The sequence below is a fragment of the Nocardia sp. CC213A genome (genome assembly GCF_030766805.1).
GTDB classification, from domain to species: Bacteria; Actinomycetota; Actinomycetes; order Mycobacteriales; family Mycobacteriaceae; genus Nocardia; species Nocardia otitidiscaviarum.
Window position 1 is genome coordinate 57,225 of record NZ_JASFXA010000009.1, and the last position, 25,808, is coordinate 83,032.

General features: G+C 69.3%; 19 protein-coding genes. 11 read left to right on the top strand and 8 right to left on the bottom strand.

Annotated elements, in window-relative coordinates; all coding sequences use genetic code 11:
- The first annotated feature begins 29 nt into the window (after window positions 1-29).
- The gene (gene rraA, locus QJS31_RS18085; RefSeq protein WP_306357228.1) at window positions 30-530 is read left to right on the top strand and encodes a ribonuclease E activity regulator RraA; all 501 of its coding nucleotides are present in this window, start codon (window positions 30-32) and stop codon (window positions 528-530) included.
- Window positions 531-682: 152 nt separating this feature from the next.
- On the opposite strand, the gene QJS31_RS18090 is transcribed toward rraA, so the two are convergent.
- Entirely contained in the window at window positions 683-904 is a 222-nt protein-coding gene (locus QJS31_RS18090; protein WP_039808223.1) for an RNA-binding S4 domain-containing protein, read from the bottom strand.
- A gap of 138 nt (window positions 905-1,042) precedes the next feature.
- On the opposite strand from QJS31_RS18090, the gene lysX reads away from it, so the two are divergent.
- From lysX to QJS31_RS18110, 4 genes are all read left to right on the top strand, one after another.
- Complete coding sequence (gene lysX / locus QJS31_RS18095; RefSeq protein ID WP_306357229.1) at window positions 1,043-4,411, top strand: bifunctional lysylphosphatidylglycerol synthetase/lysine--tRNA ligase LysX; 3,369 nt, start codon at window positions 1,043-1,045, stop codon at window positions 4,409-4,411.
- Between the two features lie 129 nt (window positions 4,412-4,540).
- Window positions 4,541-4,753 carry a hypothetical protein gene (locus tag QJS31_RS18100; protein ID WP_143983343.1) on the top strand — a complete coding sequence of 71 codons (213 nt, stop codon included), beginning with the start codon at window positions 4,541-4,543 and terminating at the stop codon, window positions 4,751-4,753.
- A 56-nt stretch (window positions 4,754-4,809) separates the two neighbouring features.
- Complete coding sequence (locus QJS31_RS18105) at window positions 4,810-5,463, top strand: histidine phosphatase family protein (protein ID WP_306357230.1); 654 nt, start codon at window positions 4,810-4,812, stop codon at window positions 5,461-5,463.
- Window positions 5,464-5,573: 110 nt separating this feature from the next.
- Complete coding sequence (locus tag QJS31_RS18110; RefSeq protein WP_306357231.1) at window positions 5,574-5,849, top strand: hypothetical protein; 276 nt, start codon at window positions 5,574-5,576, stop codon at window positions 5,847-5,849.
- Window positions 5,850-5,909: 60 nt separating this feature from the next.
- Here the strand turns inward: QJS31_RS18110 and QJS31_RS18115 are convergent, their stop codons facing one another.
- A complete protein-coding gene (locus QJS31_RS18115; protein ID WP_306357308.1) occupies window positions 5,910-6,806 on the bottom strand; it encodes a cutinase family protein in 897 nt (298 codons plus the stop codon).
- Window positions 6,807-7,229: 423 nt separating this feature from the next.
- On the opposite strand from QJS31_RS18115, the gene QJS31_RS18120 reads away from it, so the two are divergent.
- Window positions 7,230-9,473, top strand: coding sequence for a serine/threonine-protein kinase (locus tag QJS31_RS18120; RefSeq protein ID WP_282786029.1), 2,244 nt, complete (start codon window positions 7,230-7,232; stop codon window positions 9,471-9,473).
- 28 nt (window positions 9,474-9,501) lie between these two features.
- Here QJS31_RS18120 and QJS31_RS18125 read toward each other — a convergent pair whose 3' ends face one another.
- The 4 genes from QJS31_RS18125 to gltB form a co-directional block, all read right to left on the bottom strand.
- On the bottom strand, window positions 9,502-9,741 hold the full coding sequence (locus QJS31_RS18125; protein ID WP_306357232.1) for a hypothetical protein: 240 nt from the start codon (window positions 9,739-9,741) through the stop codon (window positions 9,502-9,504).
- A 53-nt stretch (window positions 9,742-9,794) separates the two neighbouring features.
- On the bottom strand, window positions 9,795-10,040 hold the full coding sequence (locus QJS31_RS18130) for a hypothetical protein (RefSeq protein WP_282786027.1): 246 nt from the start codon (window positions 10,038-10,040) through the stop codon (window positions 9,795-9,797).
- A gap of 123 nt (window positions 10,041-10,163) precedes the next feature.
- Window positions 10,164-11,633 carry a glutamate synthase subunit beta gene (locus tag QJS31_RS18135; RefSeq protein WP_282777499.1) on the bottom strand — a complete coding sequence of 490 codons (1,470 nt, stop codon included), beginning with the start codon at window positions 11,631-11,633 and terminating at the stop codon, window positions 10,164-10,166.
- A 148-nt stretch (window positions 11,634-11,781) separates the two neighbouring features.
- Window positions 11,782-16,452, bottom strand: a complete 4,671-nt coding sequence (gene gltB / locus QJS31_RS18140; protein ID WP_282777500.1) for a glutamate synthase large subunit — start codon at window positions 16,450-16,452, stop codon at window positions 11,782-11,784.
- An 885-nt stretch (window positions 16,453-17,337) separates the two neighbouring features.
- On the opposite strand from gltB, the gene QJS31_RS18145 reads away from it, so the two are divergent.
- A complete protein-coding gene (locus QJS31_RS18145) occupies window positions 17,338-19,290 on the top strand; it encodes a DUF4407 domain-containing protein (RefSeq protein WP_306357233.1) in 1,953 nt (650 codons plus the stop codon).
- Window positions 19,291-19,462: 172 nt separating this feature from the next.
- Here the strand turns inward: QJS31_RS18145 and QJS31_RS18150 are convergent, their stop codons facing one another.
- Window positions 19,463-19,831, bottom strand: a complete 369-nt coding sequence (locus QJS31_RS18150; protein ID WP_370450370.1) for an excalibur calcium-binding domain-containing protein — start codon at window positions 19,829-19,831, stop codon at window positions 19,463-19,465.
- A gap of 182 nt (window positions 19,832-20,013) precedes the next feature.
- Window positions 20,014-21,633, bottom strand: coding sequence for an MFS transporter (locus QJS31_RS18155; RefSeq protein WP_282777504.1), 1,620 nt, complete (start codon window positions 21,631-21,633; stop codon window positions 20,014-20,016).
- Window positions 21,634-21,706: 73 nt separating this feature from the next.
- Here QJS31_RS18155 and QJS31_RS18160 point away from each other — a divergent pair, with 73 nt between their 5' ends.
- From QJS31_RS18160 to QJS31_RS18175, 4 genes are all read left to right on the top strand, one after another.
- Window positions 21,707-22,255 (top strand): TetR/AcrR family transcriptional regulator, encoded by a 549-nt coding sequence (locus QJS31_RS18160; protein ID WP_306357234.1) that lies wholly within the window; start codon window positions 21,707-21,709, stop codon window positions 22,253-22,255.
- Window positions 22,256-22,569: 314 nt separating this feature from the next.
- Complete coding sequence (locus tag QJS31_RS18165) at window positions 22,570-23,460, top strand: hypothetical protein (RefSeq protein ID WP_306357235.1); 891 nt, start codon at window positions 22,570-22,572, stop codon at window positions 23,458-23,460.
- Between the two features lie 335 nt (window positions 23,461-23,795).
- Window positions 23,796-24,827 (top strand): DUF4129 domain-containing protein, encoded by a 1,032-nt coding sequence (locus tag QJS31_RS18170; protein WP_306357236.1) that lies wholly within the window; start codon window positions 23,796-23,798, stop codon window positions 24,825-24,827.
- Entirely contained in the window at window positions 24,803-25,807 is a 1,005-nt protein-coding gene (locus tag QJS31_RS18175; protein WP_306357237.1) for a MoxR family ATPase, read from the top strand. The genes QJS31_RS18170 and QJS31_RS18175 overlap by 25 nt, the downstream gene beginning before the upstream one ends.
- Window position 25,808: the final 1 nt, after the last annotated feature.

The window sequence follows — 25,808 nt, forward strand, 5'->3', positions numbered from 1 at the left end:
ATCGGTAACCACAGGGGAAGATGAACCCCGTGACCGATTCAGCCAATACTTCCGCGAACCCCGTCGCCACCGCCGACCTGGCCGATGAGATCGGCCCGGAGATCCGCAGCTGCGACACCCAGTTCATTCAGTTCGGCGGCCGGGAGACCTTCTCCGGTCGCATCGTGACCATCCGCTGCTTCCATGACAATCTGCTGGTCAAGCAGACCCTCGGCGAACCCGGCGCGGGCCGGGTGCTGGTCGTCGATGGCGGCGCGAGCGTGCACACCGCCCTGGTCGGCGACATCATCGCCGGACGCGGCGTGGACAACGGCTGGGCCGGTGTGGTCGTCAACGGCGCGGTCCGCGACTCGGCCATCCTGCGCACCCTCGACATCGGCATCAAGGCGCTGGGCACCAATCCGCGCAAGAGCACCCAGACCGGCTCCGGGGAGAAGGACGTGCCGGTCGAGTTCGGCGGCGTCACCTTCGTGCCGGGCGACATGCTCTACAGCGACCACGACGGCGTCGTCGTGCGCGCCGAGAGCTAGCCCGCCTCTCCGGGACTTCAGCGCACAGCTGAGCCGTCGGCCGTCATACACGCGTGCCGGCGGCCGTGTGCCGAACCGATTTCGGCCGTACCCCCGAGTTACCCTCGCCTCCCGAGACCAGTTGTCACGGGTGCGGGAGACGCGCGTAAGGCTCAGTCCGCCGCGACACGGGCCTTGTGGCCCGCGAGCGTGACCACGTCGCCCGCTTGCAACTGTCGGCCGCGACGCGTCTCCACCTCGTCGTTGACGCGCACCAGGCCCTGTGCGATCACGGTCTTGGCCTCCGAACCGGAATCGATGAGGTTCGCCAATTTGAGGAATTGGCCGAGTCGAATGACTTCGTCCGCGATCGGCACATCGACAGGATCCGACATGGGTACATCCTCACCCGCCGACGCTCCCGCGCCAAAACGCGACCTCGCGACCGGCCGGTAGGCCGCGGTTCCCCGGTCCCGAGACACGTACCCGGTGGCTTCTCCACAATGTGCCGTCGCACCAGACACACTGGTGCGGTGACTTCGACGCAGGACCGGCACCACCACGACTCCGAGCACAGACCGGAGGCGCGGTCACCGGAGGTTCCGCACCGGGGACACGGGCGCTTCGGCGAGGTGCCGCACCTCGCCGGTCTCGTACTGGGTGTCTTCGCCGTGTGCTGTGCACTGTGGAGCATCTCCCCCGCCCTGCGCTACCTCACCTCCGGACTGCGGCACTACCTCGACGACTACTACTTCGACGCCCCCGACACCAGCCTCATGTGGGCGCTCATGGTCGGCCTGCTGGCGGGCGCGACCGCCAGCCGCAAACGCATCGCCTGGTGGGTGCTGGTCGGCTACCTCGCCCTGTACGCGCTGGCCAACGGCATCGAATTCGCCGCCGTGCGCGACTATCACGCCCTGGTCGCCCTCATCGTGCATCTGGGCGCGATCGGGATGCTCGTCGCCGCCTGGCCGGAGTTCTACACCCGGGTGCGTCCCGGCGCGGTGTGGAAGGCGCTCGCCGTGCTCGGCGGCGGACTGGCCGCGGGCTGCCTCATCGGCTGGGGACTGGTGGAACTGTTCCCGGGCAGCCTGCCCGGCGGCATCCAGCGACCGGCGTGGGCGGTCTCCCGGGTGACCGCGGCCATCCTGGTGAGCAACGAGAACTTCGACGGGCATCCGCCGCACTTCGTGAACCTGCTGCTCGGCCTGTTCGGCGCGGCGGCGGTGGTGGCGGCCGCGGTGGTGCTGTTCCGGTCGCAACGCGCGGCCAACGCGCTCACCGGTATCGACGAGTCGGCGCTGCGCGGACTGCTGGAGCGCTCCGACGTGGCGGATTCGCTCGGCTACTTCGCCACCCGCCGCGACAAGTCGGTGGTGTTCGCGCCCAGCGGCAAGGCGGCGCTCACCTTCCGGGTGGAGCTCGGGGTGTGTCTGGCCTCCGGCGATCCCATCGGCTTGCGGGAGGCGTGGCCGCACGCCATCGACGCCTGGCTGCGCATGTGCGACGAATACGGTTGGGCCCCCGCGGTCATGGGTGCCAGTGAGGCCGGCGCCACCGCCTACGGGCGCGCCGGACTGTCGGCACTGCGGCTGGGTGACGAGGCGATTCTGGAGACCCGGAGCTTCTCGCTGGCCGGACCGGAACTGAAGCAGGTGCGCCAGGCCGCCAATCGACTGCGCAAACAGGGCGTGGTGGTGCGGGTGCGCCGGCACGCCGAAGTGCCTCCGGAGGAGATGCGGCGGGTGATCGCCCGCGCCGACGCCTGGCGCGATACCGAGACCGAGCGCGGCTTCTCCATGGCGCTGGGCCGCCTCGGCGACCCGCTCGACGGGAACTGCCTGCTGGTGGAGGCGATCGACCCCGCCAGCTGCACCGGCCCGAACGACGAACCCCGGGTGCTGGGCATGCTGTCGCTGGTGCCGTGGGGCCGCACCGGCGTCTCCCTGGATCTCATGCGCCGGGACCCCATGGGCCCCAACGGGATCATGGAACTGATGATCTCGCAGCTGGCGCTGAACTCCGACCAGTACGGCATCACCCGGATCTCGCTCAACTTCGCGGTCTTCCGCGCGGTGTTCGAGGAGGGCGGGCGGATCGGCGCGGGACCCGTACTGCGCCTGTGGCGTTCGATCCTCATGTTCTTCTCGCGCTGGTGGCAGCTGGAGGCGCTGTACCGGTCGAATGTGAAGTACCAGCCCGTCTGGGTGCCGCGGTTCTCGCTGTACGAGGATCGGCGGCAGCTGCCCCGGGTGGCCATCGCCAGCGCGCTGGCGGAGGGCTTCCTGCCGCGCTTCGGCACCCAGCCGGACGCGACCCGGCACACCGGCGTGACCTCCGCGGTGCCCGACACCATCACCGGCCTGCACGCCGACGGCAGCGCGCCCGATCCGGCCGAGGACGCCGCGGCCGATCCGGGACCGCGGCGTCCGGAGCAGGTCCGGGTGCGCATGGACAAGTTGCGGCGGCTCACCGAACGCGGCATCGACGCCTACCCGGTCGCCTATCCGCCGACGCACACCATCGCCGCCGCCCGGCGGTCGCCGCAGGGCACCACGGTGCGAGTGTGCGCGCGGCTGTTACGAATTCGCGATTACGGCGGCGTCGTGTTCGCGCTGTTGCGCGACTGGTCCGGCGAGATCCAGTTGATGATCGACCGCGGCCGGGTCGGCACCGGTCGCGCCGCCGAATTCGACGAGTTCTTCGATCTCGGCGACCTGATCGAGGTGAGCGGGCAGATCGGCCGCAGCCGCCGCGGCGAGCTGTCGCTGCTGGCGCAGGACTGGCGCATGATCGGCAAATGCCTGCATCCGCTGCCGGACAAGTGGAAAGGCCTGGCCGATCCCGAGGCGCGGGTGCGGCAGCGTTATGTGGACATGGCGGTCAACTCCGAGACCCGCGAGCTGCTCACCAAGCGCAGCGCGGTGGTGCGCTCCCTGCGCGACACCCTCGGCGGCTGGGGGTTCCTGGAGGTGGAAACCCCGGTGCTGCAACAGGTGCACGGCGGGGCCAACGCCACCCCGTTCACCACCCACATCAATGCCTACGATCTGGACCTGTACCTACGCATCGCGCCGGAGCTGTACCTCAAGCGGCTGTGCGTGGGCGGCATGGAGAAGGTCTTCGAACTCGGCCGCGTCTTCCGCAACGAGGGCGTGGACTACAGCCACAATCCCGAGTTCACCATTCTGGAAGCCTATGAGGCGCACAGTGATTACGAGCGCATGATGCACGCCTGCCGCCAGCTCGTCCAGCAGGCGGCGGTGGCGGCCAACGGAAGGATGGTGGCGCTGCGGCCCGACAGCGACGGCGGCTACACCGAGGTGGACATCTCCGGCGAGTGGACGGTCAAGACCGTGCACGGCGCGGTCTCCCAGGCGCTCGGCGAAACCATCACGCCCGACACCGATGTGGAGCGGCTGCGGCTGCTGTGCGACAAGGCCGGGGTGGCCTACCAACTCGGTTGGGACGAGGGCCAGCTCGTGCTCGAACTGTACGAGCGCCTGGTGGAATCCCACACCGAGGAGCCCACCTTCTACATCGATTTCCCCACCTCGGTCTCCCCGCTGACCCGCGCCCACCGGCATATCGCCGGGGTCACCGAGCGCTGGGACCTGGTGGCCTGGGGTGTCGAACTCGCCACCGCCTACAGCGAATTGACCGATCCGCTCGAACAGCGTCGACGGCTCACCGAGCAGTCCATGCTGGCGGCGGGCGGCGATCCGGAGGCCATGGAGCTGGACGAGGACTTCCTGCAGGCGCTCGAGCACGCCATGCCGCCCACCGGCGGACTCGGCGTCGGCGTCGATCGCGTGGTCATGCTGCTCACCGGGCGCAGCATCCGCGAGACACTGCCCTTCCCGCTGGTGAAACCACGTACCGCGCAGAGCGATTCACGATGATGGCAGAATCCCGTGTCGCGCGGTATGTCGCGGCCTGACCTGCGCGTATTAACGCGACGTGGCCCGGGCACGACTACCGTTCGACGATCGGCCCGTGCCACGGGTCGCGAACCGAACGGGGGTTCCCACATGTACTACCTGGACCTGATGACCCAGGCGAATCTGCTCGACCACTCGGTCTGGGCCAGTCCCGACACCTGGACCGCCGCGCTCGAGCACCAGGCCAAGCGCAAGAAGAGCGGCGGCAAGGGCGGGCTGATCTTCGGCGCGATCTGCTGCATCGGGCTGGTGGTGCTGATTCTCGGCATCGTCTACCTGGTCACCCAGCGCAAGAAGAAGTAGGGGCGGGGCCGACCCGGGCCGGAGGTCCGGGTCGGGGGTACGGCACAGTAGGAGACGTGCAGTTGATCCTCGTCCGTCACGCCCAGCCGCAGCGCATCCACGGCACCGCCGCTCCAGACATGCACGGCACCGCCCCAGACATGCACGGCACCGCCGTGGCGGCCGATCCCGACCTCACCGAGATCGGCGTCCAGCAGGCCGGGCGGGTTCCGGGAGTGCTCGCCCCGCACCGGGTGGCCCGGGTGGTGAGCAGCCCGCAGCTGCGCGCCCGCGAAACCGCGCGGCCCACCGCGGAGAAGCTGGGCCTGGCGATCGACATCTGCGACGGTCTCGCCGAATACGATCGCGACCTGCCGGTGTACATCCCCATCGAGGACGCGCAACGCGAATTCCAGCAGGTGTACGAGCGGATCAAGGCCGGGTACATCCCCGAGCAGATCGACGCCGACGCCTTCCGCGCCCGGGTGCTGGACACGGTCGCGGCGATCACCGCCGCCGCCGACCACACCGATACGGTGGTCGCCTTCGCGCACGGCGGTGTGATCAATGTGCTGCTGCAGGATGTGCTGGGCCTCGAACGCCCGCTCACCTTTCCGATCGACTACTGCTCGGTCACCCGAATCCTGTACTCGCGCAGCGGGCGTCGCACGGCGGCCACCGTCAACGAGAACAGCCACGTGTGGGATCTGCTCCCCCCCGCGCTGCGCTGACGCTCCCAGCGGACTCCCAGCTCCATCGGACCGCGGGCACAGCTCGGCGGATTCTCATGGATCGCACGGACCGCTGCCACGGCGGTACGGATCAGACCGAAAGGACTCCGATGCGATTCACGAGGAACTCCGGACGCCGCCGGGTGATCGGGCGTGCCACGTTCGCGGCCGCGTTGACGGCCATTCCGCTCGCCGCCGTCGCCATTCCGGCGACCGCGGCGGCGCCCACCGCCGTGGAGATCTCCCGCCCGGGTCCACAGCACCCCGGCGGCGGTCCGGAACGTCCGGTCCCCGACCGCGATCCGGGTCGGCCCGACCATCGGCCCGCGCCGAATCCTGAGCCCTTCCCGATCCGGCCCTCGACCGGATCGTTCGGCAGCGGCTGACGGACGTCGAAGGCCGCCCCGGCGCGGCGGGGCGGCCTTCGACGGTCACGAGCCGGACGGTCACACGGTGCGGGCGATCCAGTTGTGCATCCAGCTGACGGCGGTCTGACCGCCGCCGACCGGGTAGCTGCCGTACATCTGGTGGGTGCCGGTGCCGTAGAACTGCCGCAACTGCTCGATGCGCTGCTGGTTGGCGTCCTCGCTGAGCTGTGCCTGCAAGGTGGGGAAGCCACCCTGAGCCATCAGATCGGTCATGATCGCACCCAGTTCCTGCTGGTAGCGCCACATGCTGGCCGGACTGGGATTGGATGCCTGCGCGAGGAATCCGGCGAAGCGCATGACGAAGTCGCTCTCCTCGGTCGAGCAGTACAGGTCGCCGATGGCGCAGATGGTGCGCACCCGGTCGGCGATCCAGCCGAAGCCGCCGACGCGCGGGCCACCGGCCCCGGCGCCCGGTGCGGCCGGGCCGACCTGGATGTCCGCGGGCGAGCGGCGCGGATCGGAGAGCAGGCCGACGGCCACGACCCGGTCCGGGGATACCGGCCCGATCCCGGTGCCGATCTCGGCGGCCAGGTCACCGGCCGCGTCCGCGCCCTGGCTGTAGCCCACGATCGCGATCTTGGTCGAGGCGCAGCGGGTTGCCATGGCGAGCACCAGATTTCGGGCGTTCGCGGTGGCTTCCGCCTTGGACGCGCCGTAGACGTCGCCCTCCCAGGGGAAGGCGGTCGCGGCATAGCTCACGTAGTCCACGCGCCCGGGTAGCCCGTCGGTCACACCCGACAGCATGCCGTGCTCGGGATCCTTGTCCTTGCCGGTCTCCCAGGTCCCCGGGACGGCGACCGTGTACAGGCTCGGGCATCCCGGATCCGCCACCGCGGATCCGCCACCGCCGAGCACGAGGCCGGACAACACACTCGCCGCTGCCCCCGCAGCGGCGACAATCTTCTTCAACCGCATAGTGCTCCAGTTCACCTGCCCCGGGACGTAACCGGTCACGTCCCGATTCCCGATCATGGTGCGGTCGTCCGATGACGTTTCCGTGCACACCGAGTTAACGCAGGTAACCCCACCCGTATGAGATTCGCGAACTCAACGCCGGCGCAGAGATCGGCGACACACCGGTGACAAGGATAAAGGGGCCTTGGCGTCGTCGCCGACCAACCGCGGGAAAACGTCCGATTTGCGTTGCTGCCAACATCTTTCACACACCGGCTCTGTGATGCACGCCACTGTGGAGGGGGTGAGACCGTGGCGACCGGTCCGCACTCGCGACGGCCTGTGCGAACTTACCGATGTATCGCACACCGAAATTCGCAGGTGTTCGCTCGGTTCGCGGGCGCATACTGACTTGTAGTTCCTCGTCGGGGTGGAGGGCATGAGGTGGAGTCGGCAATCCGATCGGATGCTGTCCGCGCGACCCGTTCACTGCTGACATCAGTAGTCGCGCGGTTCGCCGCCGCCTGGGAAACCGCGCAGGCGCCACCCGAACTGGCCCGCTTCCTGCCCGACGCACCCGAATTCCGGCGACTGTGCCTCATCGAACTGATCAAGGTCGACCTCGAATACCGCTGGGTGCGCTTCCACCACCCCAAACGCCTCGCCGACTACCTCACGGAATACGTCGAACTCGGCGCCGAACCGCTGCCGCCGGATCTGGTCTACGAGGAATTCCACGCGCTGCGCCGCGCCGGGCTCGAACCCGAACCGAGCGGTCGCGTCGACACCGACGACACCGTGCCCGCCCTCGCCGCCGACGACTACCGCAGCACCCTGATCGCGGTGCCCTGGGCGCAGGAAGCTCTGGACGGCATCGAGGTGGGCGACCGCATGGGCGACTTCGACCTGCTCAGCGAACTGGGCAGCGGAGCCTTCGCGCGTGTGTTCCTGGCCTGGCAGCGCTCCATGCAACGCCTGGTGGCGGTGAAGATCTCGCAGAATCGCGGCACCGAATCCGAGACGCTGGCGCAACTGGACCACGACCACATTGTGCGCGTCTACGATCAGCGGCTGCTCGCCGACCGCGACCTGAAACTGCTGTACATGCAGTACCTGCCGGGCGGCACCCTGCACGACGTGCTGACCCTGGTGCGCGCCCGCCCGCCCGAACAGCGCAGCGGCACACTGCTGCTGGAGGCGGTGGACGCGGCCATGCGCGCCCGCGGCGACATCGTGGACGGCGATTCCCTCATCCGCACCGAACTGGCCGCCGCCACCTGGCCGGAGGCCGTGGCGTGGCTGGGCAAACAGCTCGCCGAATCACTCGACTACGCGGCCCGCCACGGCGTGCTGCACCGCGATATCAAACCCGCCAATGTGCTGCTCACCGCCGAGGGCGCGCCGAAACTCGCCGACTTCAACGTGAGCTTCGGCCGCCACGTCGCCGGGACCAGCCCGCTCGCCTACTTCGGCGGGTCGCTGGCGTACATGTCGCCCGAACAGCTCGCCGCCTGCCATCCGCACCTGCCCACCACCGCCGAACACCTCGACGACCGCAGCGATATCTACGCCCTCGGGGTGATGCTGTGGGAATTGCTGACCGGCCACCGGCCCTTCGACGACGAAACGCGCGCGGGCGACTCCGCCACCTCCCTCGAGCGCATGCTGGAACTGCGCAAACGCGAAGTCGCGCAACAGCATCTGATGGACCTGCCCCCGGATACGCCGCCGACCCTGCGCCGCGTCCTGCTCGGCTGCCTGGCCCCGCGCCCGCAGGACCGGTGGGCCAGCGGGGCCGAACTGGCGCAGCAGCTGGGCCTGTGCCTGGATCGGCGTGCCCGCGATCTGGTAGACCCGCCGCACACCAGCCTGCGCGCCAAACTCGGACCGTGGTCCCTGCTCGCCATCATCAGCCTGGCCAGCACCGCCGGGCTCATCCTCGGCGTGCTGTACAACAACCTGCACAACGCCCCGCTGTTCTACGCCTGGGTGCGCCCGGATCAGCGGGAGCGACTCCAGGACATCAGCGGTCTGCTCGGCGTCCTCACCACCCCGATCGCCATCGTGGTGACCAACTATCTGTGCCGCCGCGCCTTCCTGGTGTGGCGGGTGGTACGGCGGGGCGGGACCGTGGACACCGCGATCCTCGCGCAGGCGCGGCGCGACACCCTAGTCGACGGCGACCGGGTGGCGCTGGTGGCCTTCGGCGGCTGGATGCTGCACGCCCTGGTGACGCCGTTCGTCCTGCTGGCCTACTCGGATCTGTCGGTGCGCCAGATCATCCACTTCTCCACCACGCTGGTGGTGAGCGGGACCATCGCCGTGGTGTATCCATTCTTCCTGGTCACCTTCTGCGTGGTGCGCTGCTTCTATCCGCGCCTGCTGGTGCACGGGGAGACCACCGACGACAGCGCCGCGCTGCGCGCGCTGGGCCGCCGCTGCAACCGCTATCTCGCGGTGGCGGCGTCGATTCCGCTGATCGCCGTGATCACCGGCCTCATGTTCCTGGAGCCCGCCGAGGTGTCCCTGGTCATCGACCCCATCCAATGGCTCTGTCTGGCGGGCATTCTCGGCTTCATCGGCGACTACTGGCTCAACCACCAACTCCAGGAGGACCTGCGCGCCTTCGAACGCGCGGTCACCCGAAGAACAGCAGCCCGAACAACCCCAGCCACACCACACTCGTGACGATGCCCGCGGCCGGCGGATCTGCCCGCTACAGGTCCAGCGAAGCTCGAAGGGCAGACTCCACGCGCTCGACGGTGTCCGGGTCGGCCGTGCCGAGCCGGTCACCGACCCATTGCCGGTACAGACGGTGCGTGGTGGCGGTGTTGACCCAACCATGGCCCGGGATCTCGACCGTGAGAATGTCACCGTCGTTCTCCTCGACAATGTCGAGACCCATGAACCACGGGCGTTCCGAATCGAGGACCGCTTGATTGGAGGCGAGCAGCACAATCTTCTGCAGCGCCGCACCGTGTTTGCCGTAACTGTGAATGTCTCCGCGCCTCACGCAGCGCCCTTGTGGCGGCGTTCGGCGGCATCGGCAGCGGCCTGCTCAGCCTCGTAGGCTTCGGTGGCCGCTTCGTCGGCCACCGGCGTCACGACCGGCCGAAAGTCCCGAATCGCCTTGTCGCGGATAGCCTTGGATACCCATGCCGATGTGGATATGCCCGCCTTGGCCGCCTCGGCCTCGGCAATACGCCACGCGTAACTGTCCAGAGACAGCGAAACCTTGGTCGTTCTCGGAGCCATACCGCCGATCGTACCGATCATCGCACTCGGATGGGCCGAATCTGCCGGTTCAGCCGCCAAGTGACACGACGACGCCCACGGACTCGAGTCCGTGGGCGTCGATGATGTATTCGATTCAGCGGGTCAGCGCTGCGCGACCATCGTGGGGGTGATGGGGGACGGCAGGGCGGAATCGCCCTCGAGGTACTTGTCCACCGCGGCGGCGGCGGCACGGCCCTCGGCGATGGCCCACACGATCAGGGACTGGCCGCGACCCATATCGCCCGCGACGAAGACGCCGGGGACGGTGGTCTGCCAGGCGTTGTCGCGCTTGACGTTGCCGCGCTGGTCGTAGCCGACGCCCAGATCCTCGAGCAGGCCGTTCTTCTGCGGGCCGACGAAGCCCATGGCCAGCAGCACCAGATCGGCCTCGAGGGTGAAGTCGGTGCCCTCGACCTTCTCGAAGCGGCCGTTCACCATCTGCACCTCGTGCGCCTGCAGGCCGGTGACCTTGCCGTCCGCGCCGACGAAACGCTCGGTGTTCACCGAGAACACCCGCTCGCCGCCCTCCTCGTGCGCCGAGGAGACCCGGTACATGAGGGGGTAGGTCGGCCACGGGGTGGACGCGGCGCGCTCCTCCGGCGGACGCGGCATGATCTCGAACTGGTGCACCGAGGCCGCACCCTGCCGGTGCGAGGTGCCCAGGCAGTCCGCGCCGGTGTCACCGCCACCGATGATGACGACCTTCTTGCCCTTGGCGTTGATGGGCGGCAGGCCCTCGTCGTCGGTGATGGGGTCGCCCAGCTGCACCCGGTTGGCCAGCGGCAGGAACTCCATGGCCTGGTGGATGCCGTCCAGATCGCGACCCGGGATCGGCAGATCGCGCGCGATGGTCGCGCCACCGGCCAGCACCACCGCGTCGAACTGCTCGCGCAGCTGCTCGGCGGTGATGTCCACGCCCACGTTCACGCCGGTCTTGAAGACGGTGCCCTCGGCCTCCATCTGCGCCAGGCGGCGGTCGATGAAGCGCTTCTCCATCTTGAATTCCGGAATGCCGTAGCGCAGCAGGCCGCCGATGCGGTCGTCGCGCTCGAACACGGTCACGGTGTGGCCCGCGCGGGTCAGCTGCTGCGCGGCGGCCAGACCGGCCGGGCCGGAACCGACCACGGCGATCTTCTTGCCGGTCAGACGGGTCGGGTACACCGGGGTGACCCAGCCCTCGTCGAAACCGTTCTCGATGATCTCGACCTCGACCTGCTTGATGGTGACCGGATCCTGGTTGATACCGAGCACGCAGGACGACTCGCACGGAGCCGGGCACAGGCGGCCGGTGAACTCCGGGAAGTTGTTGGTGGCGTGCAGCCGCTCGAACGACTCCTTCCACGCACCCTTGTAGACCAGGTCGTTCCACTCGGGAATCAGGTTCCCCAGCGGGCAGCCGTTGTGGCAGAAGGGAATACCGCAGTCCATGCAGCGGCTGGCCTGGCGCTGGAGGGTCTCGTGGGAGAAGTTCTCCTCGTAGACCTCTTTCCAGTCCATGAGGCGCAGCGGCACCGGACGGCGAGTCGGCAGTTCCCGTTTGGTGTGCTTCAGGAAGCCCTGTGCGTCACCCATTTACGACTCCTGACAAAAGCTAACGCGCCATCCGGCGCACCGAACAAGGCTGGTGCGTCGCACCGCGGTAACGTCGGCCGCGAACTGATCAGCCACGAGCCGCCTTGAATGATCGCAGCGCCTCACCGCACCCGCGGCACCGATGTGATCAGCCACGAGCTGCCTCCATGATGGCCTCATCGACATCCCGGCCCGAAGCCTCGGCCTCGGAGATGGCGAGCAGGACCTTCTTGTATTCGCGCGGCATGACCTTGACGAAGTTGTTCACCTGCTGCGACCAGTCGCCCAGGATGCGTTCGGCCACGGCCGAACCCGTCTCGTCGCGGTGGCGGGCCACGATGTCGTGCAGCCAGGTGAAGTCCTCACCCGAGAGCGGCTCGATGGCATCGGCCTGCTCGGGGTTGACATTGCCCGCGAAGGTGCCGTTCGGGTTGTAGACGTAGGCGACACCGCCCGACATGCCGGCGCCGAAGTTGCGGCCGGTCTCGCCGAGGATGACCACCCGGCCGCCCGTCATGTACTCGCAGGCGTGGTCGCCCACGCCCTCGACCACCGCGGTGGCGCCCGAGTTGCGGACCGCGAAGCGCTCGCCGACCACACCGCGGATGAACGCGTGGCCGTTGGTGGCGCCGAACAGGATCACGTTGCCCGCGATGATGTTCTGCTCCGCCACGAATTCGGCGGGCGCGTCGGACGACGGCCGGACGACGATGCGTCCGCCCGAAAGACCCTTGCCCACATAGTCGTTGGCGTCGCCGAGCACGCGCAGGGTGATACCGGCCGGGACGAACGCACCGAAGGAGTTACCGGCGGAACCGGTGAACGTGATGTCGATGGTGTCGTCGGGCAGGCCCGCGCCGCCGTACAGCTTGGTCACCTCGTGGCCGAGCATGGTGCCGACGGTCCGGTTCACGTTCGTGATCTTGGTTTCGAACTTGACCGGCTTGCCGCGCTCCAGCGCGTCGCGCGCCTGGGTGATGAGCTGGTTGTCCAGCGCCTTGTCCAGGCCGTGGTCCTGCTCCTTGGTCCGGCGGCGGTCCTGGTACATGAACGCCGTCTCGACGTCGTCCAGGATCGGCGACAGGTCCAGCTTGCTGGCCTTCCAGTGCGACTTGGCAGCGGTGGTGTCGAGCAGGTCGACCCGGCCGACGGCCTCGTCCAGGGTGCGCAGCCCCAGCGACGCCAGCAGCTCGCGCACCTCTTCGGCGATGAACATGAAGAAGTTCTCGACGAATTCCGGCTTGCCGGTGAAGCGCTCGCGCAGGATCGGGTTCTGGGTGGCGACGCCGACCGGGCAGGTGTCGAGATGACACACGCGCATCATGATGCAGCCCGAGACCACCAGCGGAGCGGTCGCGAAACCGTACTCCTCGGCGCCCAGCAGCGCGGCGATCATGACATCGCGGCCGGTCTTCATCTGACCGTCGACCTGCACCACGATGCGGTCGCGCAGACCGTTGAGCAGCAGCGTCTGCTGGGTCTCGGCCAGGCCGAGCTCCCACGGGCCGCCCGCGTGCTTGAGCGAGGTCAGCGGCGAGGCACCGGTGCCGCCGTCGTGGCCGGAGATCAGCACCACGTCGGCGTGCGCCTTGGACACACCCGCGGCGACGGTGCCGACGCCCGGCTCCGCGACAAGTTTCACGTGAATCCGCGCCTGCGGGTTCGCGTTCTTCAGGTCGTGGATCAGCTGGGCCAGATCCTCGATCGAGTAGATGTCGTGGTGCGGCGGCGGCGAGATCAGGCCGACGCCCGGAGTGGAGTGCCGGACCTCGGCGACCCACGGGTACACCTTGTGCGCGGGCAGCTGGCCGCCCTCGCCGGGCTTCGCGCCCTGCGCCATCTTGATCTGGATATCGGTGCAGTTGGTCAGGTAGTGCGCGGTCACGCCGAAGCGACCCGATGCCACCTGCTTGATGGCGGAACGCCGCCAGTCGCCGTTCTCCTCCGGCTCGAAGCGCGCCGGATGCTCGCCGCCCTCACCGGAGTTCGAGCGGCCGCCGAGCCGGTTCATCGCGATGGCGAGAGTCTCGTGCGCCTCGGCGGAGATGGAGCCGTAGCTCATCGCGCCGGTCGAGAACCGCTTCACGATCTCGCTGGCGGGCTCGACCTCGTCGATCGGAATCGGGTTGCGGCCCTTGGACTTGAACTTGAACAGGCCGCGCAGCGAGGCCAGCCGCTCGGTCTGGTCGTCCACCATCTTGGTGTACTCCTTGAAGATGGAGTACTGCCCCGAGCGGGTGGCGTGCTGCAGCTTGAACACCGTGTCCGGGTTGAACAGGTGGTATTCGCCCTCACGACGCCACTGGTACTCACCGCCGACCTCGAGCTCGCGGTGCGCGCGCTCGTTGCGGTTCTCCAGGAACGCCAGCCGGTGCCGGGCCGCGACCTCGTCGGCGATGTCGTCGAGGCCGATGCCGTCCAGCGGCGAGTTCAGGCCGACGAAGTACTCGTCGCACAGCGCCTGCGACAGGCCGACCACCTGGAACAGCTGCGCGCCGCGGTAGGACGCGACGGTGGAGATGCCCATCTTGGACATCACCTTCAGCACGCCCTTGCCCGCCGCCTTGTTGTAGTTGGCGACGGCCTTCTTGAAATCGGACTCGACCGAACCGGTGCCCAGCGACAGCGCGCCGCGCTCCAGCATGTCCTCGATGGACTCGAAGGCCATGTACGGGTTGATGGCTGCCGCGCCGAAACCGATCAGCATGGCCATGTGGTGCACCTCGCGGGCGTCACCGGCCTCCACGACCAGGCCGACCTTGGTGCGGGTGCGCTCGCGCACCAGGTGGTGGTGCACGGCGGCGGTCAGCAGCAGCGACGGGATCGGGGCGAGCTTCTCATTGGACTCGCGGTCGGACAGCACGATGATGCGCGCGCCGCCGTCGATGGCCGTCGAGACCTGGCGCTGCACGGCCTCGATGGCCTTGCGCAGCCCCTTGCCGCCCTTCTTGACCGGGTACAGACCGTGCACGACCACCGAGCGCAGCCCCGGACGGGAGCCGTCGTCGTTGATGTGAACCAGCTTGGCCAGCTCGTCGTTGTCCAGGATCGGCTGGGTCAGGGTGATCTGACGGCAGGACTCCGGGCCCGGGTGCAGCAGATCGGACTCGGGTCCGATCAGGGTGCGCAGCGAGGTCACGACCTCTTCACGGATGGCGTCCAGCGGCGGGTTGGTGACCTGCGCGAACAGCTGCGCGAAGTAGTCGAACAGCAGTCGCGACCGGTTGGACAGCACCGCGATCGGGGTGTCGGTGCCCATCGAGCCGAGCGCCTCCATGCCCTTCTCCGCCATGGGAGCGAGCAACAGGTTCAGCTCTTCGTTGGTGTATCCGAAGATCTGCTGGCGAATGAGCACGCGGTCGTGCGACATGTGCACGTGCGGGCGGTCGGGCAGATCGCCGAGCTTGGTCGGGCCCTCGTCCAGCCATTCCTGGTACGGGTGCTCGCCGGCCAGCTCCTCCTTGATCTCCTCGTCGCCGATGATGCGGCCCTGCGAGGTGTCGACCAGGAACATGCGGCCCGGCTGCAGCCGCGCCTTCTTGACCACCTTGGCGGGGTCGATGTCGAGCACGCCGACCTCGGAGGCCATCACGACCAGACCGTCGTCGGTGACCCAGATGCGCGAGGGGCGCAGACCGTTGCGGTCCAGCACCGCGCCGATGACGGTGCCGTCGGAGAAGCACACCGACGCCGGGCCGTCCCACGGCTCCATGAGGAACGAGTGGTAGCGGTAGAACGCGCGCTGCGCGGGGCTCATGTTCTCGTGGCGCTCCCACGCCTCCGGGATCATCATGAGCACGGCGTGCGGCAGCTTGCGGCCGCCCAGGTGCAGCAGTTCGAGCACCTCGTCGAAGCGCGCGGTGTCCGACGCGCCCGGGGTACAGACCGGGAAGATCTTCTCCAGGCGGTTGTTGCCCTCGGCGTCGGTGCCGAAGACGTCGGAGTTCAGCAGCGCCTCGCGGGCGCGCATCCAGTTCTCGTTGCCGGTGACGGTGTTGATCTCACCGTTGTGCGCGACCCGGCGGAAGGGGTGCGCCAGCGGCCACGAGGGGAAGGTGTTGGTGGAGAAGCGGGAGTGCACGATGCCGAGTGCGGATTCGACGCGGTCGTCCTGGAGGTCCAGGTAGAACGCGCGCAGCTGCGGCGTGGTGAACATGCCCTTGTAGACGAAGGTCTGGCCGGACAGGCTCGGGAAGTAGACCGACTCCTTGCCGACCGGTCCCGCGCCGGCGCCTGCCTTGCCGAGCTCGTGCTCGATGCGCTTGCGGACGACGTAGGCGCGGCGCTCCAGGTCCATGCCGGAGAGCTGCTCCGAGCCACCCTTGGGCGAGGCGATGAAGATCTGCCGGAAGGTCGGCATGGCGTCGCGGGCCAGCGCGCCCAGCGACGATTCGTCGATCGGCACCTCGCGCCAGCCGAGGACCTCGAGGCCCTCCTCGCGGACGATCTTCTCGACCCGGTAGGCGGCGCGCGCGGCTTCGCGGCGGGCCTGTGGGAGGAAGGCGATGCCGGTGGCGTACGAGCCCTCGGCGGGCAGCTCGAAGTCGACGATCGCCCGGAAGAAGCGATCCGGGAGCTGGATCAGGATGCCCGCGCCGTCGCCGGAGTTCGGCTCCGCGCCGGCTGCGCCTCGGTGCTCCAGGTTCAGCAGTGCCGTGATTGCCTTGTCGACAATGTCGCGGCTGCGACGGCCGTGCATGTCGACGACGAATGCGACACCACAGGCGTCGTGTTCGTTCGCCGGGTCATAGAGCCCGCGGGGTCCGTGCCCGTAACCGGCACCGCCGGTGGGGGACCTGTGGCCAGGAAGTTGCGTCATGCCTCTGCCTTCACAAAAACAGGCCTTCGAAGAATGCGGCCTTCGTCGAACGCCTCCGTCAGACTGCGCCCGGACGTTGCAGTCACAGTCGGCTTCCTGACCAGCGGCGCTGATGGTCATACCGTGCAGTCAACTCTCTAGTTGTCCACCCGCTTCGAATTCCTAGTCGGGTGCTCGGCGGTAACCCAACGCTTACGTGTTGGCTACCTGCCGCGCCGTTTTCGCCCTTTAGTCTGGGCACCGATCTGGTCCCGGCTGTTGGGGCGATATGCCGAACTTGTCGCGTTCGACGTAAGAGCAAACGATAAGTCAGGACTTGAGCCCAACCAACTTAGGTTGCACTAATAACAGTGTCTAGCTGGGCTTCTCCATCGATCCTCCACTACCTGCGCGTTCTCTAGTGTAAAGCAGCCGAGCGGCATCGTTTCAGTCGAGTTCGCCACTGTTGTCCAGGTGACCGGCCCGAGCGGAGGATCGCCCCGCTCACATGCCGGTATGCCCTCTCACCTGCATCGAAACAGATTTCCCCGCAATCACTTCGGATAAACCGGACGTAAGGTGGCTAACTTTCCGGACACCTCACCACCCCGTCCGGAGCGCCTGGGAGACAGGTCACGGCAATGTTCCGACCGTACGGAATCGTTTACCGTTCACCCAGCTCAGCACACGACTGGCTAACGTTGAATATGCGGTAGCTCACATTTGCCGGGGCGGTTCGGGGTGATCAAGCGCACGAAACGCGCCGGAAACTCGCCGATGTGAGCCTGAACACATCCCTCGCGGCCCACTCGGTGGAACCAGGCTCGGCCTGTCACGCTGAGATAACGAATAAGCGATAGTTTCGCACGGCCGAAACACCCTGGGACTTAGAGGATGTGAGATCCCATGACCGCCCCACACGTCCCTGAGCCGCACATTCCCGCCGATGCGGGCGGCAGCGCACCATCCTCCACACCGCCCGCGCAGCGCTCACCCGGGCCGTCCGATCCCGCCGCCGGGGTCCGCACGCTGCTGACCTGGCTGGGCGGCGGCGACAGCCACCTGACCGACCGGCACGAACTGTCCGGTTACACGCTCACCGGCGCGGTGGTGGCGCTGTTCGCGGGTGTCGCCGGTGCGGTCACCGCCCCGGCTACCGGGGCAGCCGGCTGGCCGATCGTCGGCATCGTCCTCATCGCGCTGTTCGCCACCCTGTTGGCCGGAGCCGTCGGGCGGGTGATGGCGACGGTTCCGGCACCCGCACGGGGTGAAACACGCCGTAGCCGAGCCGAATTCGCCGGGCGTGTCGCCGTGGCGGTGCTGGCGGGCGTGATGGTGGCCGAACTGGCGAGCACCGTACTGTTCGGCGGCACCGTGGACCGGCTGCTGGACGACCGGGCACGGACCGAAACCGAATCCGTCGCGACTGTGGTCACCGCCCGCGACGAACTCGATCGCGCGCGCACCGACCGCACCGCGCTCGACCAGCAGATCGCCCAGGCCAAAACCGATATCGACGCCGCGCTGGTGATCGCGCGCTGCGAGTACAACCCCGGCCCGGACTGCCCGAGCAACCGCATCACCGGAGTACCGGGACGCGGTCCCGAGGAGCGCACCGCCAACGAGATGCTCGGCGACGCGCGCGCTCGGCTCACCGCCGCCGAGGAGCGGATCGCCGGACTCGACGCCCGGGTCTCCGACAAGGAGCAGGCCCTCGCCGACGCGCGGGACGCCGCCTACACCGACGGCGACCGCGGACTGGGCGCGCGCTGGGTCGCCATGAACGACCACACCACGGCGCACGGCGGCGCGCTGGCGCTGCGCCTCGCCACCATCGTGCTCATGGTGCTGCTGGCCCTGCTGCCGCTGCTGCTGCGGTGGTGGCGCGGGGAGACCTCGTTCGACCGGCGGGTCGCCTTCCGCGCCGACACCGACCGCGCCGCGCAGGAGGCCGAGACCGCCATCGCGGTGGGGCGCGCGCGGACCCGGGTCGAGATCGAGAAGCTGCACGCCGAACAGGCGATCACCGCCGCCAGACTCACCGCGCACGCCGACACCGCCATCAACCGGGAACAGCAGCGCAAACGCATCATCGCCGCCATCGGCGGGCTGGAGATCGGCATCACCGAATCCGGCCGCCGCGCGGTGAACGAATTCGACCGCGCCGCGCTGGACGACGCGCCGGCGCACGAACTACCGGCCGCCGCGGCCGGAGACCGAAAGGACAGCTCCGTGTCTCAGGAGGGGATCGTGACACCGTCGAACCTGCCCGCCCAGATCGCGCCGGGAGCCGTGGCCCCGGCCGCCGCGGGCGGCGCACTCGCCCCGGCCGGTGCCGCGCCGCGCCCGGAGCAGGCGAAACCCGGTGGCGGCCTGGAGCTTCCGATTATCGGCACGGTGCCCTTCACCGATACGGCCGCGCGCTGGATCCGCCCGCTGGTGCCCTCCTTCGTCGCCAATGCCATCGACACCGCGACCCATCCGCTGCGCACCGTCCGCCAGGCGTTCGAGGAAGCCGAGGAGATCACCTTCACCCTGCGCCGCACCCGCAAGGTGACCGTCGACTCCGAGGACTCCGCCCAGCCGCAGCCGCCCGGCTACCAGTTCCAGCAGCCTGGCTACCAACTCCCCCCGGGAGCCCAGCAGCAGTACGCCCACCACGTCGCCTCGACCGTGGTCGACCAGCCGTACGCCCAGCACCCGGGCTACGCCCCCGGCTACTCCGCCCTGCCGGGCGGGCAGGCCGCCCACGGCTACGGTCTTCCGCCCGCACCCCAGCAGACCGAGCTGAGCGCTCGGCAGCACCCGGCCCTCGAATACCGCGGGCCGCGCGAACTGCCGCCCGGCAAGAACGAGTAGATCGCAGCGGCGGTCCGCCGCGGCCGGACCCGCCCGGAGCGGGCGGTAATCCCACGTCGGCGCGGCACGACCCAGGTTGCTCCGACAGTCGCGTGCGTGTGGGAACGGTGTGGTGGGGACACCATCGGCAGCCGGGGCCGGGGTCTACCGGTCCCCGAGCAGGCGATGTGGATCAGGCTCGCTCGCAGGCGATTCCGTCATTGTCGCGGTCGAGATGCGGCGCGTAGCCCGGGTCGCCCCGATGCAGTGGGGCCTGGCCCGCGCGGCGGACCTCGTCGCAGTTCCGGTAGTAGGTCGACGGTGCCTGCGGCTCCGGAGCGGGCTGCTCCGGCTGGGCCTGCGGGGCGGGCGCGGGGGCCTGCGGAGCAGGGGCGGGAGCCTGGGGAGCGGGACAGAACTGGGACGATCCGGCATTGCAGAGCAGATCGGTGATCGGATCGGCCGACGCGATCGGTGCGCCGAGGGTGAGTGCTGCGGTGGTGAGCAGTCCGGCCGCAACCGCGCCCGTGCGTCCGCGCCACCGGGTAATCGAGATGTTCACGCTGAAATTCCTGACTGATACGCGCAGGTGAAACCGTGTCCCCTGCGTCCAAAACGTGCCGGGGAGCGTGGAGTGCCCACGCCCTCGGGCAGCGCGCCCCCGACCAAAGCGAACCGCGAGAAAACGCTAGCCCGCCGGAAGCCGACGGTTCTGACACAACCGCCGACATTCCGTGCCAAAGATCAGGCCCGGAAGACCCTGTTGCGACGGTCGGAGACTCCGGCTGCCCGGTAGACGATGACCGCCGCCAGCAGCAGGATCGCCGTGGTGCCGGTGGCCGCGAGGTGCATGCCCGTGACGAAGGCCGAGTGGGCCGAGTCGACCAGGGTGGCCGCCGCCGAGGCGGGGAGGTGGCTGGCGGTTTCGACAGCGCCGCCGAGGGATTCGCGGGCCGCGTCCACCCGGGCGGGCGGGACCGTGGACAGATCCAGGCCATGGCGGAAGGCCGACATCACCACGCTGCCGAGGATGGCGACGCCCAGGGCGATACCGCCCTCCAAGGCCGTCTCGGAGATCGCGGCCGCGTTGCCCGCCCGCTCGGCGGGTGCCGAGCTGACGATCATGTCGGCCGAAACCGTCAGCGCCACACCGGCTCCCAGACCGATCAGCAGGAAGCCGAGCACGAACGGCCACACCGGGGCCGCCGCATCGGCACGCAACAGCCAGAACAGCAGCGCACCCACGGCCGCCACCAGCAGCGCGGACACCAGTACGGATACCGGACGCCAACGGCGCACCAGCCAGGCCGCGCCCAGTGAGCCCGTCAAACTGCCGATGGTGCCGGGAATCAGCAGCAGACCCGCTTGCAGCGGGGCCTTGCCCAGCACCAACTGCAGGTACTGCGACCCGAAGAACAGCACACCGGCCAGCGCGAACACCGACAGCAGATTGGTCAGCACCGCCGCGCGGAAGGGCGGCAGCGCGAACAGCTCCAGGTCGATGAGCGGCGCGGCAAGACGGCGCTGACGGCGCAGGAACGCCGCGCCGGCGAGCACGCCGACCAGCGCCGCGACCACTGCCGCCGAGCTGACGCCGTGCGCCGCGATCTTCTTGACCGCGAACACGATCGGGATCAGCGCCAGCATCGACAGTCCGGCGCTGACCAGGTCGAAACGGCCCGGATTCGGGTCCCGCGATTCCGGCACCAGCACCGGGGCCAGCGCCACGAGCAACGCCATGACCGGCAGGTTCACCAGGAACACCGAACCCCACCAGTAGTGCTCGAGCAGCCAGCCGCCCAGCAGCGGGCCGACGGCCGCGCCGCTGCCCGCCATCGCGCCCCAGACCGCGATGGCGACGGTGCGCTGCCGTGGGTCGGCGAACATGCCGCGAATCAGGCCGAGGGTGGCGGGCATGAGGGTCGCACCCGCGACGCCCTGCAGCACGCGGGCGGCGATGAGCATCTCGGGGCTGATCGACCAGGCGGCCAGCGCCGAGGCCAGCGCGAAGCCGACCGCGCCGATGAGCAGCAGTTTCCGGCGGCCGATGCGGTCGCCGAGGGTGCCCATGGTGATCAGCAGTCCGGCCAGCACGAACGAGTAGACGTCGATGATCCACAGCAGCTGCGGAGTGGTCGGGGCGAGGTCGCCGCTGATGGCGGGGATCGCGAGGTCGAGCACGGTGGCGTCGACCGAGACCAGCAGCAGGGCGAGGGCGAGCACGCTCAGTCCGGCCCAGGTGCGGGCGGTCGCCCGTGGGGGTCGACCGGCCGGGAGGGGTGTGTCGACGGCGCGGCGGTCGGCCGCACTGTCGGGGAGCGCCGCGGTTCCGGGTGCGGACCGGGCGTTGCGGTGGGTGGTCATATCCTTCGCTGCTTTCCGAGTTCGAACCGTCCAGACGGTACAGTAACAGATCAACCGTCCGGACGGTACAGTGATGGCCGTGACATCGACGCGCGACCGCATCCTCGACGCCCTCGAAACCCTGCTGCTCGACAAGGGCATGTCCCAGGTCACCCTGGAGAACGTGGCCGCCACGGCCGGCGTCTCCAAGGGCGGCCTGCTCTACCACTTCAAATCCAAGGACGCCCTGCTGGCCGGACTGGTCCGCCGCCTCGGCGACCGCGCCCACGAGCAACTCGATTCCGCGGTGGCGCAGGGCCGGTCGGTGGCCGAGTGGTATCTGCAGAGCCCGCATCCGGACAACGAGTCCGACGCCCTCGAACTGGCCCTGTACCGTTCCATGCTGGCCGCCATGCGCACCGTCGACGGCCCGCACGACACCGGGGTGGACGAGGTCGACCGCGCCCTCGCCGAGGTGATGACCACCTGGAAGACCGGTCTGGACAACGAGATCCACGATCCGGTGCACGCGGAGATCGTCAGCCTGGTCGGTGACGGCGTCTACCTGCGTGCCCTGCTCGGCCTGCCGCCGACCGAACCGGAGCTGTACCGCCGGGTCGTCGCCCGCCTGCTCGACGCGTAGACGTGGGTCGCGCGGCCCCCGCGCGCCTGGAACGGCGGACCGAGCACGGAAGTCAGCGACACGGCCGCACGGCACACGCTCCATCGAGAGGCGACCGCGCATGCTGGCAGAGCATCGCACCGGCATGCGTCGTTCGCACCGAAGGTGCCACCGGACCGGAGGCGGCAGTGTCCGCCGGGTCGACCGTGGCCGAAGGCACGATGACGATTGCCGCCGCCGTGTAGACGACGGCTGAGTTCCTACCGAGAATCGCCCGCCACCCGCCGAAAGCGTCGAGTCGCGACCGAAAGCCGCCGGACCGATAGACTCGGCCCGTGTTGCCAGCCGCCGACCACGCCGGTCCGACGACCGGATCGGCGACGGAACCCCAGCCCGAACCCGCACCGGTGCCGATCCGCCCGCTGCGGTTCCGGGAGCTGATGGATCTGCCGTTCGCGCTGGTGCAAAGCCGGATCAAGCTGCTGGCGGCCCTGTCTGGGGCCGGGGCGGCGGTCAGCGCGGCGATCGCGATCGGCTGCACCTTCGTGGTGATCGCGCTGGCCGGTGACTCCGATGTCGCCGTCGCGGTCGGCGCGGTGCTCATCACCCTGGTGTGCGTCTGGCTCCTGCGGCTCTATGTGCGCGGGATGACCACCGCCGTCGCGGTCGCCGTGGTGCACCGGCAGCCGCTGGGCTGGCGGGGCGCGCTGAACCGACTGCTGTCGCACCTGCCCGCGCTGGCGCTGTTCCAGCTCAAGTACACGCTGATCGGGGTCGGCGTGCTGGTGCTGGGCACACCGCTGGTCATCACACTGCCGTTCGCGGCGATCTGGCTGGGTTGGCTGCGAGCACGGCAGTACACCACCGCACCGGTGATCATCGGCGAATCCGCCACCGCCACGCTCGCCGCGCAGCGCGCGAAAACCCTGGCGCAGGGCACGGAATGGCAGCTGGTCGGCGTGTGGATGGCGCTGCGCACCCTGCTCCCGGTGCTGCTGCTGCCGATGCTGCTGGCCCTGGACCTCGTCGCCGAATTCACCGGCACTCACCGACCCGCGGTGATCGCCCTGCTCATCAGCGTGGTCATGCTCTGGACGGCCTTCGCCGACACCATCGAATCCGCCACGCAGACAGTCGTATACGTGGACCGCCGCTGCCGCCGCGAGGGTTGGGACATCCGCATCCCCCGGCACGCGGTTCCCACCGGAAATGGAGCACCGTCATGACCGGCTCGGGGGGAGAGCACGAGGACGCGGGCAGGCCGGGGCCACCCGCGAGTCCACCCGGTGAGACAAGCGCAGGGCTCCCTCCCGATGACGGCGGGACTCAGCCGACCAGCGGCAACACGGGAGCGCGACCGCCCGGTGACAACGCGGACCCGCAACGATCCGGAAGCCCGGTGAGCACACCACCAGTCGGCTACGAGGCGGCCACACCGCCATACGGTCACAACACCGGCACACCATCGCCCGGCGGTGGTCGCAGCGAAGAACCACCGCGAGGCACCGGTACGGGGGCACCAGCCCGGGCTGGCAGCACAAGCTCGTGGCATCCGGCCGAGATGCCCAGCGCCCCACCCATACCGGCATTGAGCGCGGCGGACGTGCATTTGGCCGCCGCCGAAACCGCCGCGCGGCAGCGGGATTTCGCCACCGCGCAGCGGGAGCGGTTCCGGGCGGTGACGCGCGGGCTGGAGCAGCACGGGGTGCTCGAGGTCAGCCGCGCCCGCACCGCCGACGAGACCGCGCATGCCGCCACCACGGCGCTCGGCGAGCGGGGCGATCTCGCCGATCCCACCGAGCTGCCCGCGGCCGCACGCAGTTTCGACGAGATCGTGTACGGCGGCCGGCCCGCCACCGAATTCGAATACCGCCGCTTGGAGCAGGCCGACCGCTACTCCACGGCCCCGCCGCCCGGCACGGAACCGGCCGAGGTCAGCGAGCGCCGCCGCAAGCCGCGCAAGAAGGCGGCGCGCTCCCGGCAACGCATGGACACTCCGGAACTGTTGCGCGACTGGCGGTTCTGGGCGGTCATCCTCGGTGTGCTCGCGGTGGCGCTGCTGGTCTTCGCGCTGGTGAACGCGCTCAGCGCGCCCTCGGTACCCCGGCCGACCGCACCGGATGGACCGCCGCCGGAGCCCCCCGATATCGACGGCCCGGAGTTCGGGGAGGGTTCGGACTCGCTGTTCGAACGGCTCCCCGGCTGGGTCGCCTTCGGCGGCCTGCAATGGGTCATCGCCTGGGTGATCGTGCTGTGGTGGCGGGCCCGCCGCCGCGGCAGCGTGGTGCCCGATCCGCTGCCGGTGCAGGTGCCCGCCCACGAGCTGCTCGCCGGGCAGGCCGGGCTGTACCGCCGTTCCCGCGACTTCGAGCATGTGGCCGCCCGGCTGCGCTCGGCGTCACTGCGGCGGCTGCGGCCCGTGCTCGGCCTCACCGCCGACAGCCCGCCCGACCGGGTGCTGGCGGCGGTGTGCACCCGCAGCGGAGCCGAACCGGCGCTCGTCGCCGCCGCTCTGTACGACCCGGTTCCCGACCGGGGCACTCTCGAACTCGTCGCCGCCCAACTCGAATGGATCGAAGCGGAGGTCCTGTGACCACAGTGGACACCACCCACACCCCCACCGCCGAGGACGCGCAACAGGCCCTGTTGGCCCTGCGCGCCGAGATCGGCAAGGCCGTCGTCGGCAATGACAATGCCGTCATGTACCTGGTGCTGGCGCTGCTGTGCCGGGGCCACGTACTGCTCGAAGGTGTTCCGGGCGTGGCGAAGACACTGCTGGTGCGCTCCCTGGCCACCGCGCTGGAGCTGGAGCACACGCGCGTGCAGTTCACGCCGGACCTGATGCCCGGCGATGTCACCGGCTCGCAGATCTACGATCCGCATTCGGCCGAGTTCACCTTCCGGCGCGGTCCGGTGTTCACCAATCTGCTGCTCGCCGACGAAATCAACCGCACCCCACCGAAAACGCAGTCCGCGCTGCTGGAATCCATGGAGGAGCGCCAGGTTTCGGTGGACGGCGTACCGCAGCCGCTGCCGGAGCCGTTCGTGGTGATCGCCACCCAGAACCCCATCGAGCAGGAGGGCACCTACCCGCTGCCGGAGGCGCAGCTGGACCGGTTCCTGTTCAAGGTCGACGTGCAGTTGCCCGGCCGCGACGACGAGTTCCGGATTCTGCAACGGCATGCCGCCGGATTCGATCCGCGCGATCTGGCGGGCGCGGGGCTGCGGCCGGTGGCCGGTCCGGCCCATATCGAGGCCGCCCGCCGGGCGATCGCACAGGTCACCCTGAGCCCGGAGGTGCTGGCCTACATCGTGGACCTGTGCCGGGCCACCCGCACCTCCCCCGCCGTCGCGCACGGTGCGTCCACGCGCGGCGCGACCGCGCTGATGGCGGCGGCGCGCGCCTTCGCGTGGCTCAACGGCCGCGGCTACGTGACCCCCGACGACGTGAAAGCCATTGCGCTGCCGGTGCTCCGGCACCGGATGCAGTTGCGGCCCGAGCATGAGGTGGCGGGTGTGACGGCCGAGGGTGTGCTGACCTCACTGCTCATGTCCGTTCCCGTTCCGGTGTAAC